The organism is Furfurilactobacillus curtus (assembly GCF_054657915.1).
Window position 1 is genome coordinate 1,838,286 of the sequence record NZ_BAAHXU010000001.1, and the last position, 21,832, is coordinate 1,860,117.

A 21,832-nucleotide genomic window follows, 5' to 3' on the forward strand; every position below is an offset into this window, starting at 1 on the left:
GCTTTTAACTTAATTGATTTACTAGGTCGATGAAATGACCATGTTGATGTAAATCGGTTTTTAGGTCGGTCATGGAAAAGCGGTGGTAAAAACGCCGATAGTCAGCATCGGCTAACGTGAATAAATCCGTGAGCGTTTCATTGATGTTGGCAGAAATATCGCTGTCATCGGTATCATTGGCAACTAAACCCTTTGAGTCGCCGGTGATGAAACGCGCGTAGCTGATCGTGGGGGGAATCGTCAGATCGTATAATGCACCGACATTCATTTCAGCCAACGGCCGTTGGAGTAAATAGCCACCATTCTTGCCAACTGAACCCTCAATATATCCCTGTTTGTGAAGCACAGACAAAATGTTGCGAATCATGACTGGATTAAGCTGTAACGATTTGGCCAGTTCTGCACTCGTAATTTTCCGTGGACTATTTTCATCAAGGTAAAGTAAGCTGTGGACGGCCACAGAAAAATCGAGTTTCATAAGCGCCTCTTTCTAAAAATCATGATTCTTTGACAACATGTTCAATCATCATCAGCTGTGATTGAATCGTACTAATGACTGGACTCACAGGCCCGTTGGAAACGAGGATTAGATGATGCATCGCACGTGATGCGATTGTGTAGAGCGCCCCAATTGCCGAGTCATCTGGATAATTTTGCTGGGAAACATCGTAAGCAATGACGCTGTCAAATTCCAAGCCTTTGGCTAAGTAAACGGGTAAGACGACAACACCGCTGGGTAAAGTGCGATCTGTGTCATTGAGTAAAGTGACATTGACATGACTATGCAGTTCGCGATAAACGATCCGAGCGGCGGTAAGATCTTTAGTTAAGACGGCTACAGTACCAGATTGAGCTACTTCACGTTGCGCTAATTGCCGTGTTACCGCCAATGTATCTGTTTCATTATAGCGCATAAAAATGCGTGGGAGGTCACCTGGTCGATTAAAGGCTTGAATTTGATCACCGTTTGGTAATAAGCCCTTTGCAAATTCGGTGATTGGCTTAGTTGAGCGATAACTTCGATTTAGCGTGATTAAGTTAGGGTGTTTGGCTGAAAATGCGCTGGCGAGGTGATTCAACAAGTCAGTTGGCGTTTGCAGCCGATTGAACAGGGCTTGTTCACTATCCCCAAGCAACGTGAATTTTGCTTTTGGAAAGGCGTGTTTGAAATAACACATTTGTGTCAGTGAATAATCTTGCATTTCATCAATGAACAAATAGGCAATGCTACGATTTTGTCCGCCGCCGGTAATTAGGTCTCGAATGAATAGTAACGGGACAGCATCCACTAAACCGAGTCGGTGATATTCAATGTCGGTGTCGAAGTCCTGCTCATGCATCGCCCAATGTTCAGCATCAACAGACTGAGGATGAACCTGTTGAAGAAAGTGATCGTATTGGCGATAAATATCTAAGAAGTAATTGTTAAATAGCGCATCATAGATTGGCTCAAATTGGCGTCGAACAATCAGACGTGCGGCGTACTTTAATTCTGCATCGACATTTTTGAACGTGCCTAACCGTTTGCCAAGTAAGTTATGGTAGTGTTCGGTGTCCAAATTATCTAGCGCTTCATTAACCCAATCCGCCTTGGCTTCACTACGAATACGGGCTTTTAATTGTTTGATAAGCGTATTTTTAGTGGCTAAAAATTTAGCCGGCGTCCCCATGGTGTCCGGCTGACTGGCATAAATAGCGGCAATGGTTTCTTTAGTGAAAAAGAGACGACCATCTAACAAAACATCGTTAAAGCGTAGCTCAGCTGGCGTTAAATTCTGACAATAGGTCGACAGGTCGTTGACGGAAGCAGGGCTTTCTAAATAATCGCGGACATCGGGAAACAGCGAATTGGTTTGGGCGGCGTCAGCTTCATAGCGTTCAAATAGCGTCTCAACGTTTAGTCCTTGAAGCCGTTGGGTCAGAAAATCAGCTAAGGTCACTTGGCGCATGTTACGTTCTCCAAGGCTCGGCAAAACTTCTGAGATGTAGTGACTGAACAGACGATTCGGAGAAAAGAGCACCATTTGATCCGCTTGTAAAGTATGCTCGGTGGCTGTGCGACTGTGATACAACAGATAGGCAATTCGTTGTAGAATGGCAGAGGTCTTGCCTGATCCGGCCACGCCTTGAACGACAAGTAAGTCCGAGGTGGTGTCGCGAATAATGTCATTTTGCTCTTTTTGAATGGTAGCAACGATATTTTGCATGACTGCATCGTTTTGTTGGCCAAGCACGGCTTGTAGCATTTCGTCACCAACGGTCTCGTTGGTATCAAACATGTTGATAATTTGACCATTCTTAATGGTGAATTGGCGTTTTTTAGTTAGGTTTGTGGTTTGTCGGCCTGCAGGCGTGCTATAGTTCACCGAACCTAAAGTGCCATTGTAGTAGACGCTGGCAATTGGCGCTCGCCAATCATAGATGAGAAAATTCTGATTGGCATCCGTCAAAGAAAATGTGCCAATATATAGGGTATCAGGATGATCTTCATCAGTATCTTTGATATCGATCCGGCCAAAGTATGCTGATTTGTGTAGTTGATCAAGTTGGTCCAACTGTTGTCCAATGGTCGTTTCGTTAGTCACTGCTAGATAGACCAATTGGCGTTGCTGCTGAAGTTGCGCGTTGGTTTCCATCGCGTCGTCGATTTCAAACGTGTTAACCGAAGCGTTATCCGCATAGTTCTTCTGAACGGCGCTGGTTTCTTCGTGAGCACGGGTGAGCTGTTGCTGTCCTTCTTTTTGTTGACGCGTGATTTCGGTCATCACCTGGTCAAGTCGTTGCTGTTCTAGTTGCTGTTCATCGTTATTCAAGTTGACGCCTCCAGGTGCCATTGTGTCAGTCGCAACATTAATAAACTCTGACCATCTTAGCCGCCAAAAACGGACCTGTCAACGATGATGAATTACAGTTTTAAATCGCTAGCTAGTGCGTTTTGACAGCTCTTTTAAAAGTCGGTATACTTAATTAAGACGGATTGTGTCAAACAATCAGCATCGTAGTGGAGTAGACACCATAAAACAGCAAGGTTGAGATGGTGAGAGTCAGCCAAGGTGACGAAGTGGGCTAGGATGTCGTTTGCATCGAAAATAATTTTAAGTGGGATCGTAAGCGATCCAATTTAGGTGGCACCGCGGGTAACCGTCCTATGATGACCTTCTTTTCGTGTGAGAAGCGGTCATGATAGGACGGTTTTATTTTAGCGAAGCTACCCTTTAAGGAGGCCAATTAGATGGCAGAAACAAAAAAAGTGATTTTAACAGGTGATCGACCAACCGGGAAGTTGCATATCGGACACTACGTTGGCTCACTGCGTAATCGGGTGACGATGCAAAATTCTGGGGAATACAACACCTTTATTATGATCGCTGATATGCAGGCATTGACTGATAATGCACGTGATCCAGAAAAAATTCGACGCAGTCTGACTGAAGTTACGTTGGACTATTTAGCAGTTGGGATTGATCCTAAAAAGTCTACCATCCTAGTGCAATCTCAAATTCCGGCATTAAATGAACTGACCATGATTTATTTGAACTTAGTGACATTGGCGCGATTGGAACGAAATCCAACTGTGAAGTCAGAAATTGCTCAGAAAGGGTTTGGCCAAAGTATTCCCGCTGGCTTTTTAACTTATCCGGTCAGTCAGGCCGCTGACATTACCGCCTTCAAAGCCACGACGGTGCCAGTTGGCGATGATCAAGAGCCCATGTTGGAACAGACTCGTGAAATTGTCCGTGCCTTTAATGGCGCCTATAATGCTTCTGTGCTGATTGAACCGACCGGCGTTTTTCCACCTAAGGGTGAGGGCCGAATTCCTGGGTTAGATGGGAACGCTAAAATGAGTAAGTCATTGAATAATGCAATTTACTTGGCTGATGATGCGGACACGGTGACGCAAAAAGTGATGTCGATGTATACCGACCCACAACACATCAAGGTGAGTGATCCAGGTCATGTTGAAGGGAACACCGTCTTCACCTATTTGGATATCTTTGACCCTGATCAAGCCCATGTCGCAGAATTAAAAGCGCAGTATCAGGCTGGCGGACTGGGAGATGTTAAAATAAAGCGTTACTTAAATGAAGTTTTAGAAGCAACACTAGCACCGATCCGTAAACGACGGGCAGAGTATGCCGCCAATCTTGATTATGTGTATGACGTCTTAGCACAAGGATCAGCCCGGGCTAATGAAGTGGCTAACCAAACGCTCACTGAGGTTCGTGATGCAATGGGTATTAATTATTTTACGCAACGCAAGTAACAACAATGATGCGTTGAAAATGAGGCGAAGATGCATGGAAAATTTAGCGATTGTTGATTTGGGTTCGAATTCCGTCCGTATGGGAATCACACAAATCGAAAATGACGGGTCATTTAAAGAGGTTAAGCGAATTAAAGAGGATACCCGTATTTCTGAAGGCATGGGTGCCGAAAAAAGGTTGACAAAAGTGGCTATGGATCGAACCATCAAAGCGCTCGTTAGTTTCAAAAAGTTGTATGCGAATCTTCCCAATCTGACGGTGCGAGCCATTACAACGGCGGCAGTGCGTCAAGCGGTCAACCAAACAGAATTTCTTAGTCGGGTTCAAAAAGAAGTCGGTCTTAAATTGCAGGTATTATCTGGTGACGACGAAGCCTATTATGACTTTTTAGGTGCTGTCAATGCTTTGCCGTTGGATGATTGCATCATTTTGGATACCGGTGGCGCCAGTTGTGAATTAATTCATGTCGCTAACCGCAAGGCCAAGAATTTGATCAGCGTGCCCTTTGGTGCCGTTAATTTATCCGAGCAATTCCATTTTGAAAACATTATTACCGCTGGCAATCTTTTTTCCGGGCAAGTCTTCGTTCGTAAACGTTTGCAGGATATTTGGTGGCTTAATGATGCCATGCATTTGCCGATCGTCTTGCTGGGCGGTGCCAATCGCACGTTAGCCCGTATTAACCGTAAAGCACAAAAGATGGTGCGCGTCGAAGACATTCACGGTTATCGCTTGAAAACGGAGACCGTCTTTGACACATTTGATCGCTTAATCTCCAAGGATAATTCGCAACGGCAAGCGATTGATGGACTTGAATATGATCGAGCAGATATTATCGTTGGCGGGATGTTACCTCTTGTCGAGTTATTACAATTGCTGGATTCAGACCGCGTGATTTTTTCGGAAAGTGGCGTACGGGAAGGAATTGTATCCGAATATGTCAGTCAACATCCTAAATATCAAGCCCATCCTTAACTTTTAAATCAACAAAAAATGGAGGCCTAGTTGTGAATCAAGAACAACGCTCGTTTCGCTTTTTAACACCAGCACAGCGGCGCCAATACATTGCCCAACAACGAGCTCTGAGCGCTGACCAAGTCGCCATGGTTAAGAATAATGCCACCGATGCTGAGGCACTTTTAACTGAAAATTATCTGACCACCTATCGTCTGCCAGAAGGGATCGCCGTTAATTTGTTGATGAATCAGCAGGCTTATCAAATACCAATGGTGACCGAAGAGCCATCTGTTGTTGCCGCGGCAAGCTATGGCAGTTTAATGACGCTGGACGATGGTGGCGTGGTCGCACAGACTCTGGGACAGGCATTGACTGGGCAAATTTTGTTTGAAGGTATTGATTTTGAACAATTACGGATGTTTGTGACCGCAAATGAAGTTGAACTAAAGCGGCGGGCATTGGCCGAGCATCCAAGCCTAATCGATCATGGCGGTCAGATTAAGACGTTGATCGTTCGTGATTTGGCCGATGGCTTTGCTAGTGTGGATCTGACTGTGGATACTGGTGCTGCCATGGGGGCCAACACGATGAATGACCTCTTAAATGGCTTGAGAGATCAATTAGCTCAACATCTGGGCCACCAACCATTGACAGCGATTTTAACTAACGATGGTCAGGCTAGTCTCGTCAAGGTTACGACGCAAGTGTCATTTGCCCGCTTAGCTAAGGGTGATGCAGCTGCTGGTGCAGGTGTAGCACAGCGAATCGTTAGTTTAAGTGAACTAGCTCAACGCGATGTTAGCCGGGCAGTGACCCATAACAAGGGAATTATGAATGGCGTTGATGCCTTCGTTGTCGCAACTGGTAATGACTGGCGTGCAGTGGAAGCCAGTGCGCATGCTTATGCGGCACAGACAGGCCAGTATCGTGGCTTGGCGACTTGGCAACTGCGCGAAAATAAATTAAATGGTGAACTTACCATGCCGATGCATCTAGGACTAGTCGGCGGGGTGACCGCATCATTACCATTGGCGAAAATCAATCGTCAAATTGCTGACATTCAAGACGTTACTGAATTGAATCAATTGGCGGTTGCGCTAGGTCTTGTGCAAAATTTGGCCGCGTTGCGGGCCTTAGTTTCCGAGGGTATCCAACCGGGCCACATGGCCCTACAATATCGTAATTTAGCATTGGCTGCTGGTGCGACGCCAGCACAAGTGATTAAATTAGTGGCAAAACTGAAGGCATTAACGCGACCAACACTCGCAGATGCAAAACGACTATTAGCGGAATTATTAAGCGACTCGAAATAAGGAGGCAACATGGCAGAAATTAAGTTAATCCCCACGGTTCAAGCGCTGCTAGATCAAGTTAATGACTTGTTTCCTGGCACTGTAATGGTTCAATTTGGTGACCAACATGCAGGTTATGTGCGTGATGATCAGGTCGAACAACGACTATTAAAAGATCGGTTGTTAATCTGGGTTGATGACATTACAGCGCCACAATATTCGGCTGCCCATGAATTAAGTCATCTGTTGATGCTCTTACAAGGTTTTCCACAAATTTACTTCAATCTGACGTTTGGTGATGATGAACTAGATACGCAATTAATGGCGATGTCGACACAACTTTTCAACATTGCCAATCATTTGGTGATTTTTCCGGCGCTGGCTGGCCATGGATTGATTGATGACACGATTAAAAGCCAATACTATGACGGTGTTTTTGCGACGATTCAACCAGAAACTGGTCAACAAGATGACGCGCAAAATGCGCTCCGTTTATTGGTGATGCTGGATGCATTGGTCTTTTTTGGTGAAGAAATTGAACGCCACCGAACGGAATTAACGACGAATTTTCCAATGAGCTTTGCGGCTGCTGAAAAATTATATATGGGGATGATCGAGAAAACAGCTGATACCCCCTTTGGAATGCGGCGAACAATTGTAAAATTGTTCAAGGCGTTTGACGAACAACTGCAAGCCTGGCAGCTGCCGCCGTTGAATAGCACCGCCTTCACCACTATTTCAAGTGTTCTCAGTGAACGTCAATTGCGATTAAACATGCGTCAGTTGTTTGAAATCTTCCATTCTGATTTGAAAAATCCCCAAACCGGCGAACGTGCTTATGTAGGACTTAACCGATCTGATCGGCAAAACTCGTTTGTGTTGGCAATTCCGGATTCAGCTCAATCAGATACGGCTAGCTATTTTAAACAACTATATGATATGCCGGTCAAAGACTTCTTTGACGCGCAAAAAATCGCTTATATCATTCGTTGAATACCCACCTGCGTAGAGCATAAAAGGAGTTTGACATGGCCGTTAATTATCAAGCATTGTTTGATCAGGCCCAACATGTGACGTTCATGACGGGCGCCGGGGTGTCCACGGCTTCAGGAATCCCTGATTATCGTTCAAAGGCTGGCCTTTATTCATCAAAATTCCATGGTCTACCACCAGAAATATTGTTGAGTCACGATTTATTTGAACAACAGCCAGCGCTATTTTATGACTTTGTTAAAGAGAATATGTACTTTCCCGATGCCCAGCCGAACGTTATTCATGAGAAAATTGCGGCATTATGTCGCGCAGGCCGGGCTTCATTAATCACGCAAAATATTGATAATCTAGATCGTCGTGCGGGGAATGACGCTGTCGTGGAATTTCACGGGAATTTATTTCGTTGTTATTGCACCCTTGATGGTCAGTCAGTGACTTGGCAAGACTATTTACAGTCGATGTATCATCAAAGAGATCACGGCGTCATTCGGCCTGATATCGTTTTATACGGAGAGGGAATCGGTGATTCTGTTTTAAAACAAGCGGTCCAGGCGGTGGCAGCAGCCGATTTATTAGTTATCGTCGGCACCTCATTTAAAGTCTATCCGTTCGCCGGGTTGATCAGTTATCGACGTCCAACTGCAAAAGTTTTGGTGGTCAATAATGAGGCGATTCAGGCTGGAGACGTTACCGCGCAATTCACCGGCGATGCACGTGAGTTCTTTGCTAAATTGCAAGTTGATTAGTGTCAAGCAAGGGTGTTTGTTGGCGACACTTTTTGTTCGGTGATGCGACAGGCGCTGCATCGTATTGATTGCGTTTTTCATGAGAATTTTTTACAATTAACTTAATTAAAAAGGGAAGGCAGGTGGTCGGCTTGGCTCGCGAGGATATTTTTGCCCGACTTGGTAATTTACTGGCGCAGATGCGCTGGATGAATCGGTTCCAACTGATTTTTGATTTTCTGATGTTTTATGGAGCCTGGCAAGTCTTTTTTGGTGCACAGCCGGCCATGATGTTCGGTGTGGCCATGAGTCGCACGAATGCGGGGGTTGTCACGATGCTCTTTGCACTGATTAGCTGGTCATTTTCCGGCATTCGCGGTAATTATCGACGACAGGGACGGGCACTGATTAGCCATCTAAAGGGCATGCGGTTATCTGATGAAGAAACAGCAGTTGTGCGTCAATTCAAGTAGCACGCGATTAGTTTAAAATTGAGAATTGTGATTGAGAGTGGGACATAAGTCGGTAAGTGACGAACATTAAAAGCGAACTTCGAATGATGACGGTTTATCCATCATTCGAAGTTCGCTTTTAAGCGGAGTCAATTGACTTATGTCCCACGTTTTAGCTATTTAGGTTAGCGGTGAAATATAGATTTTGGTTTTGTCCCAAACTCGTTTTGTGTTTTTGACGATAGTCGGTTGACTTGATGCGGATAATCGCAAAAATTCGGCTAGTTACGCCTGAGATTGCTGTTTGGAGGAGACATAATGATTTCGATTGGTTTATCAACATGGACAAGACATCCACATCTGATCCACGATGAACAACGAGAAGTACGGTTTGACGAATACGCAGGCGTCTTTCCGTTGGTGGAGTTAGATACGTCTTTTTATGGCGTTCCTGCGCCATCTGCGATTAAAAAATGGGTTCGTCAGGCACCAGATGGTTTTAAGTACATTTTGAAAGCCCACTCAACCATGACGCATCATGATGATGGTCACACGCCAGTCTCAGAAAGGGAACGGATGGCGACGTTCAAGGCTTTTAAAATGGCGATTAAGCCGTTAGTAACCAGTGGCAAGCTAGCAATGGTGTTATTCCAATTTCCGCCGTTTTTTACCCGCACACTCGAACATATTCGCTACTTGCGGGAAGTACGGATTCAGATGGCTGATTTGCCAGTCGGTATTGAATTTCGAGATCCGAGTTGGTATGAAGGTGGTTTGAGCGAAGATGTTTTCAATTATTTAAAATCACTCAACTTGACCTATGTCATTGCTGATGAACCATTTGATGGAAATGCTGGCGTGCCCTTTACACCAATTGTGACCACACCAACTGCCGCCTATTTTCGTCTTCATGGGCAAAATCGGCGGGGGTGGTTGCAACGGGAAGGAAGTTGGGAGCACGAGCGGACCAACTATCATTATTCAGCGAAAGAAATTCAAACCCTTGGGCAAGCAATTAGCAATGTTGCCAAGCAAGTTGAACAAACTTACGTGATCTTCAACAATAACGGACACCGCGATGCGGCTGCTAATGCAGAAATGTTGCGGGATGAATTAGACTTACATTTTACTGGTTTAGGACCAACCCAAATCGAATTGTTTTAGGCAAAAGTGCTCAGCGTTAATCTAGTCTACTTCGCACTGGGCGATCTTGTCGTGCTATGCAGATTTGACACTGTCGCTTAACCAACAGAACCTGATTGATCAAAGCCATCAATTTGCCTCTGTTGGTTAGTGCTCGACGTCACCCAGTCTGCTTCGCACTGAGTGATAGTATGGTATACTGACTGTTAATTATTCGGGAACCACGCGGTTTCATCGAGTCAAAGGAGCGATTGTTTCATGGCAGAAAAAAAGCCCACTTATTATATTACAACCCCAATTTATTATCCTTCAGGAAAGCTACATATTGGTAACTCATATACCACGATTGCCGTTGATGCAGAGGCTCGCTATCGTCGATTAATGGGCAATGATGTCTTTTTCTTAACGGGAACGGACGAACATGGTCAAAAAATCGAAGAAAAGGCTGAATCATTGGGCCTAGATCCGAAAACATACGTTGATCAGATGGCAACGCAAATTAAAGATCTCTGGAAATTGCTAGAGGTCAGCAACGACAAATTTATTCGAACGACAGATAAGGATCATGAAGCAGCGGTGCAGGCAATTTTTGAGCAACTCTTAGCCCAAGGCGATATTTACAAGGGGCGTTATGAGGGCTGGTACTCGGTTGACGATGAAGAATTCTTTACTGAATCTCAGTTGGCCGAAGTTTTTCATGACGCGCAAGGCAATGTGACCGGCGGAAAGGCGCCATCTGGTCACGAAGTCGTCTGGACGGATGAAGAATCTTACTTCTTCAAGATGAGCAAGTATGCAGACTGGTTGTTGAACTATTACAAGACTCATCCTGACTTTTTGATTCCAAGCACACGAATGAATGAAATGATTAAGAACTTCCTTGAACCAGGTTTAGAGGATTTGTCGGTTTCGCGGACGAGTTATAAATGGGGCGTGCCGGTTAAATCTGATCCACGTCATGTGATTTACGTCTGGATTGACGCGCTATCCAACTATATTACGGCACTAGGATATGATGGCAAAGACTCGACTAACTTCGAGAAATTTTGGCCAGCCAACGTCCAAGTGGTCGGCAAGGAAATTGTGCGCTTCCATGCGATTTATTGGCCGATTATGTTGCACGCTTTGGGGTTACCATTGCCTGAACACATTGTTGGCCATGGTTGGCTCCTGATGAAAAATGGCAAGATGAGTAAATCAAAGGGGAATGTCATCTATCCAGAAACGCTGGTGGAACGTTATGGCCTTGATGCCTTGCGTTATTACTTATTAAAAGCGATGCCATTTGGTAATGACGGGCTATTTACGCCGGAGGATTTTGTCGACAAGATTAATTACGATCTGGCTAATGATCTTGGCAATTTGTTAAACCGAACGGTTGCAATGGTCAACAAGTACTTCAAGGGTAGCGTACCGGTGTTTGAAAGTGGTGTTAACGGGCCAGACATGGACCTTGAACAAACGGCCACTGATACGATCAGTCGTTATCACGAGTTAATGGCTTCGTTGCATTATGCTGATGCGCTCAGTGCCATTTGGCGGTTAGTGGCGCGGACCAATAAATATATCGATGAAACCGAACCTTGGGTATTAGCCAAGGCTGAAAAGGCTGGTGACGACCGGCGCTTGGCGGCAGCAATGAGCCATTTGGTGGCTAGCTTACGGGTGATCGCGCTACTGTTACAGCCAATTATGACGCATGCGCCGAAAGCCATTTTGGGACAACTGGGTTTATCCACCGAACCTGAAGACATGCAGATTCAACAATTATCATTAGCCGACTTACCGGCTAAAGTACAGGTTGTTGCTAAGGGAACCCCCATTTTTCCACGATTAGATGCAAAAGCTGAAATTGACTTTATTCAAGCACAGATGACACAATCTGATAAGCAGAAGGGGCGGGCCGCGATGGCCGCGGCGGCTGATTCTCAATGGGAACCAGAAAATGTGACGCTTGATTTGACGAAATCGGCCATTAAATTTGAAGATTTTGATCAAGTTGAAATCAAGGTCGCCCAGATTATTGAAGTTAAGCCCGTTGAAGGGGCTGATAAGTTGTTACAATTTAGACTAGATGCTGGCGATCAACAAAATCGGCAAATTTTGTCTGGCATTCATGAGTGGTATCCAGATTACCAAAAGCTTACCGGCAAAAAAGTCTTAGCGGTGACCAATTTGAAACCACGTAAAATGCGCGGGCAGATTAGTCAGGGCATGTTGTTATCAACAGAACACGAGGGTCAAGTCACGTTGGTTATCGTTCCAGATGAACTCAATAACGGGGATATTCTGGGCTAAACACCAGGTGCTTAATCAAATAACTTAGAGGGATTTATGGAAATTTTTGATTCACATACCCATTTGAATGATGATGCGTTTTATGAGAATGCCGCTGAATTTAATCAGCATGCGAAAGCAGTTGGTGTGGAGCGGATGATGAATGTCGGTTCAGATGCCGTGCTGAATGAGCGCGGTATCGAGCTTGCTCATCGGTACGAGACCATGTGGGCAGCGGTGGGATGGCATCCAGAAATGGCCGATCAATACACGGACGCAGCAGAAGAAACGTTAATTGGGCAACTACAAGATGACCGTGTGAAAGCGTTAGGCGAGATTGGCCTTGATTACCATGTGGATCAGCTTGACCAACATATTGAGGATCAAAAACGGATTTTTGCGCGGCAAGTAGCGATTGCCAAAGAGCTTCAGTTACCGGTTATCATTCATAATCGAGATGCATTTGCAGACACGTATGCGATCTTAAAAGCGGCAGATATTCGTGATATTGGTGGAGTCATGCATAGTTTCAATGGCGATCCAGAATGGCTCAAACGCTTTTTAGATTTGGGCATGCACATTTCTTACTCAGGGGTGGCTAGTTTTAAGAATGCTCATGAAGTGCATGCATCCGTCAAAGTGACACCGCTTGATGTCATGATGGTTGAAACGGATGCGCCATACTTGACTCCGACGCCGCATCGCGGTGAACAAAATGAACCGGCGCGAATTGTCGATACAGTCAATGCAATTGCGAAATTACGTGACATTGAGCCACTAAGCGTTGCTGCAGCAACTTATGACAATGCCAATGACTTTTTTAGGATTGAAGATTGATGACGAAGTTAAAAGAAGTCCTTGTTGTTGAAGGTAAGGATGATACGAAACGAATTTTACAGGCGGTTGAAGCAGATACGTTTGAAACAAATGGATCAGCGCTAAGCCAAACAATGTTAGCTCAGTTAAAACAACTGCAAGCAACACGTGGCATTATTGTGATGACGGATCCAGACTTTAACGGTGAGCGTTTACGCAAGCTCATTAGTCGAGCGGTACCAGAAGCCAAACATGCATTTATCACGCGCAAACAGGGCGTACCAGAGAATGCTGGTGGTAGCTTGGGAATTGAACATGCTGATCCAGCAGTTATTCAAGCGGCTTTAGCACATGTTGCGACCGGCACTGATCACTTTGAAGCGGTTATTTTTCAAAGCGACCTGCTTGCTGCTCATTTAATTGGTGATCAAACTTCCCGACAGCGGCGCGAACGGTTGGGCGAGTTGCTTAACTTGGGATATGTAAATGGTAAGCAATTGTTAAAACGACTCCAGCTATTTCAAATTCCCCGTGCTGATTTTATCGAGGCGGTGGCACAACTTGATCAAGAACTAGAAGGGAATCAGCATGAGCGATAAACAAAAACGACCCGATATTGCGACACCGCTGCGAACGCGAGCGATCATGAATACCTATGGCATCGCGGTCAAAAAGAGTCTTGGACAAAATTTTTTATCGGACCCAAATATCTTAACCAATATCGTTGATGCAGCTGAGGTGACAGAATCAGACGATGTTATTGAAGTCGGACCAGGCATTGGCGCATTAACCGAGCAACTCGCACGACGGGCCAAACGTGTATTGGCGTTTGAATTAGACCAGCAATTACTGCCGGTGTTGGCTGATACGCTGGCGCCCTACCCGAATGTCACAATTGTGAACGCAGACATTCTAAAGGTTGACTTGGCTTCAGCGATTGCTGAGCATTTACCAGGTGCTACGTCGGTTAAGGTGGTAGCAAATTTGCCCTACTATATCACCACACCGATTCTGATGGGGCTCATGAATGCCGCAGTCGATTTTGCGTCAATTGTTGTCATGATGCAAAAAGAAGTCGCTGAACGGTTGAGCGCGGTACCAGGTACCAAAGCCTATGGTGCATTGACTTTGGCCGTGGATTATCGGATGCAAGCAAAATTAGCTTTTACCGTTTCCCGGACGGCCTTCATTCCTCAACCTAATGTTGATTCAGCGATCGTTAAGTTGACACCGCGTGCACCGTTAACCGAATTGCCGTTTGATGAGGCGGCTTTATTTCATTTGATTAAGGGATGTTTTGCTCACCGGCGCAAGAGTTTATGGAATAATTTGCAAAGCCTATTTGGCAAGGCACCAGCGACCAAAGCAGTTATGGCCGAGACGTTGGATGATTTAGCTTTAGAGCCAAGTATTAGAGCAGAACGACTGTCATTGGCGGGTTTTATTGCACTGACCAACAGATTACATGAGCGCGGTGTTTTTTAGGTTAGGGCGTCGGTTTCACTTGATCTGGCTCATGCTCTTGCTTAAACGCGCTTGCCAGACCTGAGTCCTGTGCCCAACCAACAACCACAACCGGGCAGAAAGCGCCCAATTGTGATTGTCCGTTGGTGCTCGGTCTCAAACCGGTCTGGCTCACGCTCTGGCATAAACGCGCTTGCCAGACCTGAGTCCTGTGCCCAACCAACAACCACAACCGGGCAGAAAGCGCCCAATTATGATTGTCCGTTGGTGCTCGGTCTCACCCGGTCTGGCTCACACTCTGGCATAAACGCGCTTGCCAGACCTGAGTCCTGTGCCCAACCAACAACCACAACCGGGCAGAAAGCGCCCAATTATGATTGTCCGTTGGTGCTCGGTCTCACCCGGTCTGGCTCACGCTCTGATACAATTGTAATTTTTGCTTGACCATGCTATACTATTATGCATGTGAGGTGAATTGCATGCCAGCAACATTACAAAGTATCAAGTCTAAGTTGGACGCCAAATTAGGCCAAAAGCTGATGGTCGTCGCTCAGGCTGGTCGCAAAAAGGTGACTAAGCGTCGCGGCACTCTGCGGGAAACGTATCCGGCTGTTTTTGTGGTTGACCTCGATCAGGAGGAGAACTCATTTGAACGAGTCTCTTACAGTTACACAGATGTGTTAACTAAAAATATTGAAATCGCTTTTGATGAACAGTAATCATCACGGCGAACTCACGCATGAAGCACTTTCCCTAGTGGAAGGTGTTTTTTGTTTGGGGTAAAATAGAAAAAATAACAATTCGGTTAACTGGGGGTGACACCACGGAGATTTTGGAAAAGGCGCCTGCCAAACTTAACTTATTACTCGATACGCCGTTTCATCACGCGGATGGTAGTGAAGAGTGGGATATGGTCCTCACTTCGGTTGACCTAGCAGATTTAGTGACGATTAAGACTTTAGGTCGCAATGGACGAATTAAGGTCATGACGGATACTGGTTTTTTGCCCAATGATCGGCGAAATTTAGCCTATCAAGCTGCGGCGTTACTCGCCAATACTTATCACCGTAAAGAAGCAGTGAATATCACGATTGAAAAGCATATTCCCGTTGCTGCGGGAATGGGTGGCGGTTCTGCTGATGCAGCCGCAGTGTTAAGAGGGCTTAATCGATTGTGGTCGTTGAATTTAACGCCGGCGCAATTGTGCGAACTAGGCCTGAAAATTGATGCGGACGTTCCGTATTGTGTCTGGAGCCAGACCGCCCACGTAACAGGGCGTGGTGAACAAGTAGAACCCTTACCCGAACTACCGCCGATGTGGTTAGTAATTGCCAAGCCACAAACGAGTGTTTCAACGCCTTCAATTTTGCGCCAAATTAATTATGGTCGGTTGGAACATGCGTCTACGCCGCATTTACTGGCTGCTATTCATGCCAGTGACTATGATGGCATTTGTCAGGCGACCGCGAATGTTTTAACGCCGATCACGGCGCGGCGGTATCCCGTGGTTCAACGGCTCAAGACGCAAATGTTGCGTTTTGGTGCTGATGCGGCAGAAATGACTGGCACCGGCCCAACTGTCTATGGGATTTGTCGCAAACGATCCCGGGCGCAACGGGTGGCTAACGGATTGGCTGGTTTCTGTCGCGAGGTTTATGTGGTACGGCCAGTACGATTGGGCGCAGCAGTGCAATTAAGTGAGGCACCTTGTTCAACGGAGGATTAACAGGTGAATAAAGTCAGACAATTAGTCAAACGAACCGCGTTGGTCGGTCTTGGTAGTTATGCCACTTTAGTGGGCGCTGGCTATGGGGTCTACTACTTGGCAATGAATTGGTCAAGTAAGCAAAAGCGAGCCGGAATTAGTGCTTCTTTGAAAGAAAATACGCCTGATGAGAATCAGTGGTATCAAAATCAACAACGACAAGCATGGTCCATTGAGACTCCTGATGGATTAACTTTACGCGCAACATTTATTGCTGGTTACCAACCATCCTACGGCGTTGTTATTTTAGCGCATGGCTTACACCATGCCCGTGAACAGATGATTCCTTGGGCCAAATTGATGATCGAGCAAGGTTTCAGCGTGCTGATGCCAGATGCGCGAGCACATGGACGCAGCGACGGAAACGTGATTGGTTATGGTTGGTTAGATCGAAAAGATTATCAGCAATGGATTAATACTGTGGTTGAGCGTTGTGGGTTAACTGTGCAAATTGTGCTGCTTGGAATTAGCATGGGAGCGACGACGGTCATGGCTGCAGGCGGTCAGGCCTTACCTAAAAATGTCAAAGGAATCATTGAGGATAGTGGTTACCGATCAGTTTTTCAAGAAGGCAAATTTCGACTTTGGCACAAATATCACGTGCCCAGCACGGCCTTAATGCCGATTGCCAATTCGTTTGCCAAGCATCTAGCCGGTTACGCATTTCGCGAAGGGGATATTTTGGCTCAAGTCCGTCAAAATCACTTGCCTATTTTGATGATTCATGGTGGTGAAGATCAGACTGTCCCGGTGCAGGACGCCTATGCGTTATATGACGCGGCCAATGTCCCCAAACAACTGATGATTGATAGACAAGCGCCACATATTCGAGCCATTCGCACCCATCCGGACCGTTACCGACGAACGGTGCTCGCTTTTTTGCGGCGATCGCTGATTCATTAAATCAAAATTAGGTATAAAAAATAGCGAGGCCGTGAATGACTGTCTATATTTGAACAGTCATTCACGGCCTCGCTTTGGCCTATTTAATCGAGTGATTCGAGGTGTCTGGTTCAATGATGGATAATTCATGACGGAATTCATCTAGTAGTGTCTGGTTGGCGGTCGGTTTGGATTTCACGGTTTGATCAGCAACGGGTTGAACGGTGAGCCCCTCAGCAGATAGTTTATATTTACGAGTGGCGACATGCTCAACAAATTCATAATCGTGTGAAACAAACAAAATAGTGCCCGGATAATTAGCTAGAAAATTTTCTAAGGCGGTTAAGGTGGGCAAATCTAAAAAGTTGGTGGGCTCGTCCAATAAAAGGACATTTGCATCACTCAGGAGCACGGTCACTAAGGCGAGTTTGACCCGTTGGCCGCCACTCAACTGCCCGGCTCGTTGATTCAGCTGACTTGTGGTGAAGCCAAACTGGGCTAAAACGGTTTGACAAGTCACCCGAGGTTGTTCACTATTAGCAACCGCATTTGTCCAAACTGATTTTGTTAAGTTAAGACGACTCATGTTTTGCGCAAAATGACCAAACTTAACCGCTGGATTGACAGTAATTCCGCGCTTATTGTTCGTTAAAATTGAGCGTAACAGCGTGGTTTTGCCAATTTGATTAGGTCCGACAATGCCAACGTGTTCGCCAGTTTTAACCGTCAGATTTAGGTCTGCGCTTAACTGGTGTTTAGCGGCAGACAATGTAAAGTGCTCAAGCGTAAGCGGTGTGTGACGCCCTAATGACGCAAATTGCTGGACATGTAAGGTTACAGTCGGCGTGTGTTTCGGTTTTTGAACCGGCTCAAGCTGGGCCCGTTTTTGCAAACGACTAGCCGTCTTGCTGAGTTTACCTTGATTATTTCTCAAAACTGACTTTAAATTTTTGAGTTCATTTTTGCTGTGCTGATGGCGATTTGGTTTCACAACATGGGCGGCTTTTTGTTCGCGCCGTTGGGCCGCCTCAGCGAGGCGCCGCTGCTTTCGCTGTTGCACTTGGTAGGTTGCTTGTTGATGTTGACGTTGAGCCATCTGAGTAGTTTGAAAGGCGTCATAGTTCCCAGAAAAGCTCGTTAGCTGTTGATCAGCGACTGACCAAGTCGTAGTCGTGATGGCATTTAATAGATGCCGATCATGGGAAATGATGAGCAGCGTCCCAGAATAACGGGCCAGATGAGTGATAAGCCATTGCTGATTAGTTTGGTCTAAGTTGGCAGATGGTTCATCTAGGGCTAAGAAGGCCGGTTGCTCGCGGAAGGCGGCAATTAATGCCTGTTTGACTTGCTCGCCGCCACTCTGTGCTGAAATTTCATGTAGCTGTGTCACGATCGTTGGTGTAACGCGGCGATCGACATGACCAGCACGGGGAACCAAGGTGCCAGTAAGGACTTCGAGTAGTGTAGTTTTACCGACACCGTTAGCGCCAATTAAACCAATGCGATCACCAGGGTTAATGACTAATTGGTCGATATTTAATAGCTTTCGTTGACGGGAAATTTGTAACTTGGTTGCTTGTAGAATGAACATTAAATCAACTCCTTTAATGATAAACAAGGGTTGATCGAAGTCTATGAAAAAAAGGGTACACAAAAGGACATCCCCACGCTAAAGCATCGATCACCCCAAAAAAACAAACGTGAACATCATCATAGATTCGAATGACTGTCTACCCGATTTTCTGATGTTTGTTTTTTTATGACGACAGGCTTAATGGCGCATTGGCGGACGTCCTCCTCTTTTTAACTAAAATTATTGGCTCAACTGTAACGTGAAAGCTAAAGGCCGTCAATCTTTTTTAAAATCAGAGCGTGAGTCAGACATGTGAACTTCTAGAGATCATCGCTTTATGGCGAGGATTTGTTTAGACTTTTACATTGTCGTACACTGGCGATCATCCCACGCTGCCCTTATCGCAAGCACTTTGCGCTAACGCTAACGACACTGGTTAAAGGCGAAGCTTTAGTTAGTTGACGATTGATGAGGGATCGAAATGGAATGCAATTAATTTCTTAATTGCATTCACGCATCAGATTCGCTACACTATTAAACTGTAATCATTACTTTTTAAAATCAAATGTTAGTCCGTTATTCGATAAATTTTTGATCATGACGGCTAACTAAAGAGAGGCGATTGAGTGACATCGATGGAAAACAAAGCTGCGTCACTGCTATCTGTTAAGGATTTAGCGATGACGTTTCCTAACAAGGCTGTTTTTAAGAATTTGTCGTTTACGCTCCATCAGGGAGAATTTCTGAGTATTTTAGGTGAAAACGGCGTCGGGAAGACAACTCTGATTCGAATTTTATTGCATCAATTACGGCAAACGAGTGGCTCCGTGATGTGGCATCCTAACCGGGCAAACGTGACGATTGGTTATGTGCCACAATTTCGAAATATCGATACGGAATATCCGCTAACGGTTCGCGATTTTGTTGGTTTAGCGTTGGACCATAACTGGCGGCCTTGGTGGCGTCATGCGGAGAAACAGCGGATAAACGAGACGATCGTCACCACCGATTTAACGCGAATTGCGCGGACGCCACTAGGAAAAGTTTCTGGGGGAGAACTGCAAAAGGCCTATCTAGCTCAAGCTTTGATTCGGAAACCGCAATTGCTGATTTTAGATGAATCAACAGCTAGTTTAGATAACAACATGAAGTATGAATTGCTGAATCTCGTGAAGCGTTATCAGCAAGAAAACCAGGCGGCAGTGCTATTTGTTACCCATGATATTCCGTTAACAAAGGCCTTTTCGTCGCATTACTTGCTTATGCAAGCAGGTGGGTATCAACTTGGTCATGTGGCCGATTTGAAGGAATCAGTATTGGAGGCCGCACATGCTTAACTATCCTTTTATGCAAAATGCTTTTGCTGCCGGAACACTGATTGCATTGGTGAGTGGGCTGGTTGGGGTCTTTGTTGTGGCCCGCAACATGTCATTTCTGACCCATACGTTATCGGAAATTGGGTTTGCTGGGGCGGCATTTGGCTTGTTTATTGGCTGGACCCCATTGGCTGGAATGCTGTTGTTCACAACAGTGAGCTCTGTGGCGGTCGGTCAATTGAGTGAGAAAGCCTCCCGGCGAGAAGCCTCGATCACGTCTATTTCCGCGTTAGCCATTGGGCTGGGAATTTTATTTCTGGCGTTGTCAAATCAAAATGCCAGCTCGGCAACTAACATCTTATTTGGGTCAGTAATCGGAATCAGCCGCGCTTCAGTCGTACAAGTGGCCGTCTTGGCGATCGTTGTAATGATCGTGATCTTGGCCGTTTATCGTTCGCTTAAATTTGATTCGTTTGACGCAATCGGGGCTCGGGTAGCGGGCGTGCATGGAACGCTGCTGTCGATTATTTTCTTGGTTGCATTGGCCTTTTCCGTTAGTGTCGCCGCACAGATTGTGGGTTCACTGCTAATTTTTATTCTATTGACGCTTCCCGCCGCGGCTGCTAAGTATTTTGTTCACGGTGTTGGTACGATGATTGGCCTGTCCATGATTTTTGCGCTCATTGGTGTCTGGTTAGGGTTGGCTTTGAGTTACTGGACGAATTGGCCGGTGTCATTTTTTATCGCGACGATTGAGGTGGTTATCTACTTTATTGGGTTAGGCGTCAATCGACTAGCCACCCACGATTAATATCGTTTTCTTATCAGAAACTGTCTTCTCGTTACGGAGAGGATGGTTTTTTTAGGTGGTCTTAAATCAACTACTTGGAAATTTATGGGCGGTTTGCTTCAGAAAAGAGTTTGGAGAGCCCAACCGCTAGACATGCTCAGCCAGTCGTTCTTTATGCAAATTTTATCAAGAACAAAGCCGAACATTGTGCTATTATTAACCAGGGAAAGAACGCTTTTTGTTCGCATAAAATTAGAACGAGGATGAGGTAATTTAACGTGAAAGTTAGACGATCAGATCGCTTAATCGATATGACCCGGTATTTACTGGAACGACCGCGCACTTTGGTGTCGCTGTCTTTTTTTGCTGAACGCTATGAGTCGGCAAAATCCTCCATTAGCGAGGATCTCACCATTTTAAAACGGACCTTTCAAGAACGTGGGACTGGTTTGTTAGAAACCTTGCCAGGTGCCGCCGGTGGTGCACGATTTATTCCCTATATTTTGAAAGAAGATGCTGAAGCTTATATTAACGCTTTATGCAAACAGGTGTCTGATTCGCATCGGGTAATGCCAGGAGGTTACGTCTACCTGTCTGACTTATTGGGCCAACCGGAAGTGTTACGACAAATCGGTCGTCTAATTGCGACGCAGTATATGAACCAAACCATTGATTTAGTTTTGACCGTCTCTGTAAAAGGTATTCCGATTGCCCAGGCTGTCGCCGAACAGTTAAATGTGCCATTTGTGATTGCCCGCCAAGATGGCGCAATTACCGATGGTGCTACGGTTAGTGTCAACTATGTTTCAGGTTCATCAACGGCAATTGAAAAAATGCAAATTGCCAAACGAGCGCTGCCTGCTGGTTCTCGGGTATTGATTGTCGATGATTTTGTTAAAGGTGGTGGCACGATTTCTGGGTTAGCTAGTTTGGTACGTGAACTGGATAGTGAAGTGGCCGGTATTACGGTCTTTGGCGAAGGTCGTTTTAATGGTGATCGTAAGTCAGAGACATTTACCTCGTTACTGCATGTGGAAACTTTGCAAAGTGAATCAGAACCAATTAAAGCCACCCCGGGGAATTATCTAACGCGGGTCTTTGGCAATGAACGTTAATTAAAGG

At 45.6% G+C, this 21,832-nt stretch carries 20 protein-coding genes; 17 read left to right on the forward strand and 3 right to left on the reverse strand.

The window, feature by feature from the left end; translation table 11 throughout:
- Window positions 1-4 precede the first annotated feature (4 nt).
- Complete coding sequence (locus ACYQ0Y_RS08580; protein ID WP_407883327.1) at window positions 5-478, reverse strand: RrF2 family transcriptional regulator; 474 nt, start codon at window positions 476-478, stop codon at window positions 5-7.
- 19 nt (window positions 479-497) lie between these two features.
- Window positions 498-2,765: an RNA polymerase recycling motor HelD gene (helD, locus tag ACYQ0Y_RS08585; RefSeq protein ID WP_459935474.1), complete on the reverse strand. Its 2,268-nt coding sequence runs from the start codon at window positions 2,763-2,765 to the stop codon at window positions 498-500.
- A gap of 467 nt (window positions 2,766-3,232) precedes the next feature.
- On the opposite strand from helD, the gene trpS reads away from it, so the two are divergent.
- The 14 genes from trpS to ACYQ0Y_RS08655 all read left to right on the forward strand — a co-directional run bounded on the left by trpS (window position 3,233) and on the right by ACYQ0Y_RS08655 (window position 17,052).
- Window positions 3,233-4,264: a tryptophan--tRNA ligase gene (trpS, locus tag ACYQ0Y_RS08590; protein WP_407883331.1), complete on the forward strand. Its 1,032-nt coding sequence runs from the start codon at window positions 3,233-3,235 to the stop codon at window positions 4,262-4,264.
- A 34-nt stretch (window positions 4,265-4,298) separates the two neighbouring features.
- A complete protein-coding gene (locus ACYQ0Y_RS08595; protein WP_407883332.1) occupies window positions 4,299-5,240 on the forward strand; it encodes a Ppx/GppA phosphatase family protein in 942 nt (313 codons plus the stop codon).
- 32 nt (window positions 5,241-5,272) lie between these two features.
- A complete protein-coding gene (locus tag ACYQ0Y_RS08600; protein ID WP_407883334.1) occupies window positions 5,273-6,535 on the forward strand; it encodes a 3-hydroxy-3-methylglutaryl-CoA reductase in 1,263 nt (420 codons plus the stop codon).
- Between the two features lie 9 nt (window positions 6,536-6,544).
- The gene (locus ACYQ0Y_RS08605; protein WP_407883336.1) at window positions 6,545-7,507 is read left to right on the forward strand and encodes an IpaB/EvcA family protein; all 963 of its coding nucleotides are present in this window, start codon (window positions 6,545-6,547) and stop codon (window positions 7,505-7,507) included.
- 35 nt (window positions 7,508-7,542) lie between these two features.
- Entirely contained in the window at window positions 7,543-8,253 is a 711-nt protein-coding gene (locus ACYQ0Y_RS08610; protein ID WP_407883338.1) for an NAD-dependent protein deacylase, read from the forward strand.
- Window positions 8,254-8,384: 131 nt separating this feature from the next.
- Window positions 8,385-8,705 carry a hypothetical protein gene (locus ACYQ0Y_RS08615; protein WP_407883339.1) on the forward strand — a complete coding sequence of 107 codons (321 nt, stop codon included), beginning with the start codon at window positions 8,385-8,387 and terminating at the stop codon, window positions 8,703-8,705.
- A gap of 297 nt (window positions 8,706-9,002) precedes the next feature.
- A complete protein-coding gene (locus ACYQ0Y_RS08620) occupies window positions 9,003-9,848 on the forward strand; it encodes a DUF72 domain-containing protein (RefSeq protein WP_407883341.1) in 846 nt (281 codons plus the stop codon).
- Between the two features lie 237 nt (window positions 9,849-10,085).
- Entirely contained in the window at window positions 10,086-12,125 is a 2,040-nt protein-coding gene (gene metG, locus ACYQ0Y_RS08625) for a methionine--tRNA ligase (RefSeq protein WP_407883343.1), read from the forward strand.
- Between the two features lie 36 nt (window positions 12,126-12,161).
- Window positions 12,162-12,941 carry a TatD family hydrolase gene (locus ACYQ0Y_RS08630; RefSeq protein WP_407883345.1) on the forward strand — a complete coding sequence of 260 codons (780 nt, stop codon included), beginning with the start codon at window positions 12,162-12,164 and terminating at the stop codon, window positions 12,939-12,941.
- On the forward strand, window positions 12,941-13,519 hold the full coding sequence (gene rnmV, locus ACYQ0Y_RS08635) for a ribonuclease M5 (protein ID WP_407883347.1): 579 nt from the start codon (window positions 12,941-12,943) through the stop codon (window positions 13,517-13,519). Before ACYQ0Y_RS08630 ends, rnmV begins: the two co-directional genes overlap by 1 nt.
- The gene (gene rsmA, locus ACYQ0Y_RS08640) at window positions 13,509-14,405 is read left to right on the forward strand and encodes a 16S rRNA (adenine(1518)-N(6)/adenine(1519)-N(6))-dimethyltransferase RsmA (protein WP_407883349.1); all 897 of its coding nucleotides are present in this window, start codon (window positions 13,509-13,511) and stop codon (window positions 14,403-14,405) included. The genes rnmV and rsmA overlap by 11 nt, the downstream gene beginning before the upstream one ends.
- A gap of 458 nt (window positions 14,406-14,863) precedes the next feature.
- Window positions 14,864-15,103, forward strand: coding sequence for a Veg family protein (locus tag ACYQ0Y_RS08645; protein ID WP_407883351.1), 240 nt, complete (start codon window positions 14,864-14,866; stop codon window positions 15,101-15,103).
- An 80-nt stretch (window positions 15,104-15,183) separates the two neighbouring features.
- Window positions 15,184-16,110: a 4-(cytidine 5'-diphospho)-2-C-methyl-D-erythritol kinase gene (ispE, locus tag ACYQ0Y_RS08650; protein ID WP_407883461.1), complete on the forward strand. Its 927-nt coding sequence runs from the start codon at window positions 15,184-15,186 to the stop codon at window positions 16,108-16,110.
- Between the two features lie 3 nt (window positions 16,111-16,113).
- The gene (locus ACYQ0Y_RS08655; RefSeq protein WP_407883353.1) at window positions 16,114-17,052 is read left to right on the forward strand and encodes an alpha/beta hydrolase; all 939 of its coding nucleotides are present in this window, start codon (window positions 16,114-16,116) and stop codon (window positions 17,050-17,052) included.
- Between the two features lie 79 nt (window positions 17,053-17,131).
- Here ACYQ0Y_RS08655 and abc-f read toward each other — a convergent pair whose 3' ends face one another.
- Window positions 17,132-18,622: a ribosomal protection-like ABC-F family protein gene (gene abc-f, locus ACYQ0Y_RS08660; protein ID WP_407883355.1), complete on the reverse strand. Its 1,491-nt coding sequence runs from the start codon at window positions 18,620-18,622 to the stop codon at window positions 17,132-17,134.
- Window positions 18,623-19,239: 617 nt separating this feature from the next.
- Here abc-f and ACYQ0Y_RS08665 point away from each other — a divergent pair.
- From ACYQ0Y_RS08665 to purR, 3 genes are all read left to right on the forward strand, one after another.
- A complete protein-coding gene (locus ACYQ0Y_RS08665; protein WP_407883357.1) occupies window positions 19,240-19,941 on the forward strand; it encodes a metal ABC transporter ATP-binding protein in 702 nt (233 codons plus the stop codon).
- Window positions 19,934-20,731: a metal ABC transporter permease gene (locus ACYQ0Y_RS08670; RefSeq protein WP_407883359.1), complete on the forward strand. Its 798-nt coding sequence runs from the start codon at window positions 19,934-19,936 to the stop codon at window positions 20,729-20,731. The genes ACYQ0Y_RS08665 and ACYQ0Y_RS08670 overlap by 8 nt, the downstream gene beginning before the upstream one ends.
- A 257-nt stretch (window positions 20,732-20,988) precedes the next feature.
- Window positions 20,989-21,825 carry a pur operon repressor gene (purR, locus tag ACYQ0Y_RS08675; protein ID WP_407883361.1) on the forward strand — a complete coding sequence of 279 codons (837 nt, stop codon included), beginning with the start codon at window positions 20,989-20,991 and terminating at the stop codon, window positions 21,823-21,825.
- Window positions 21,826-21,832: the final 7 nt, after the last annotated feature.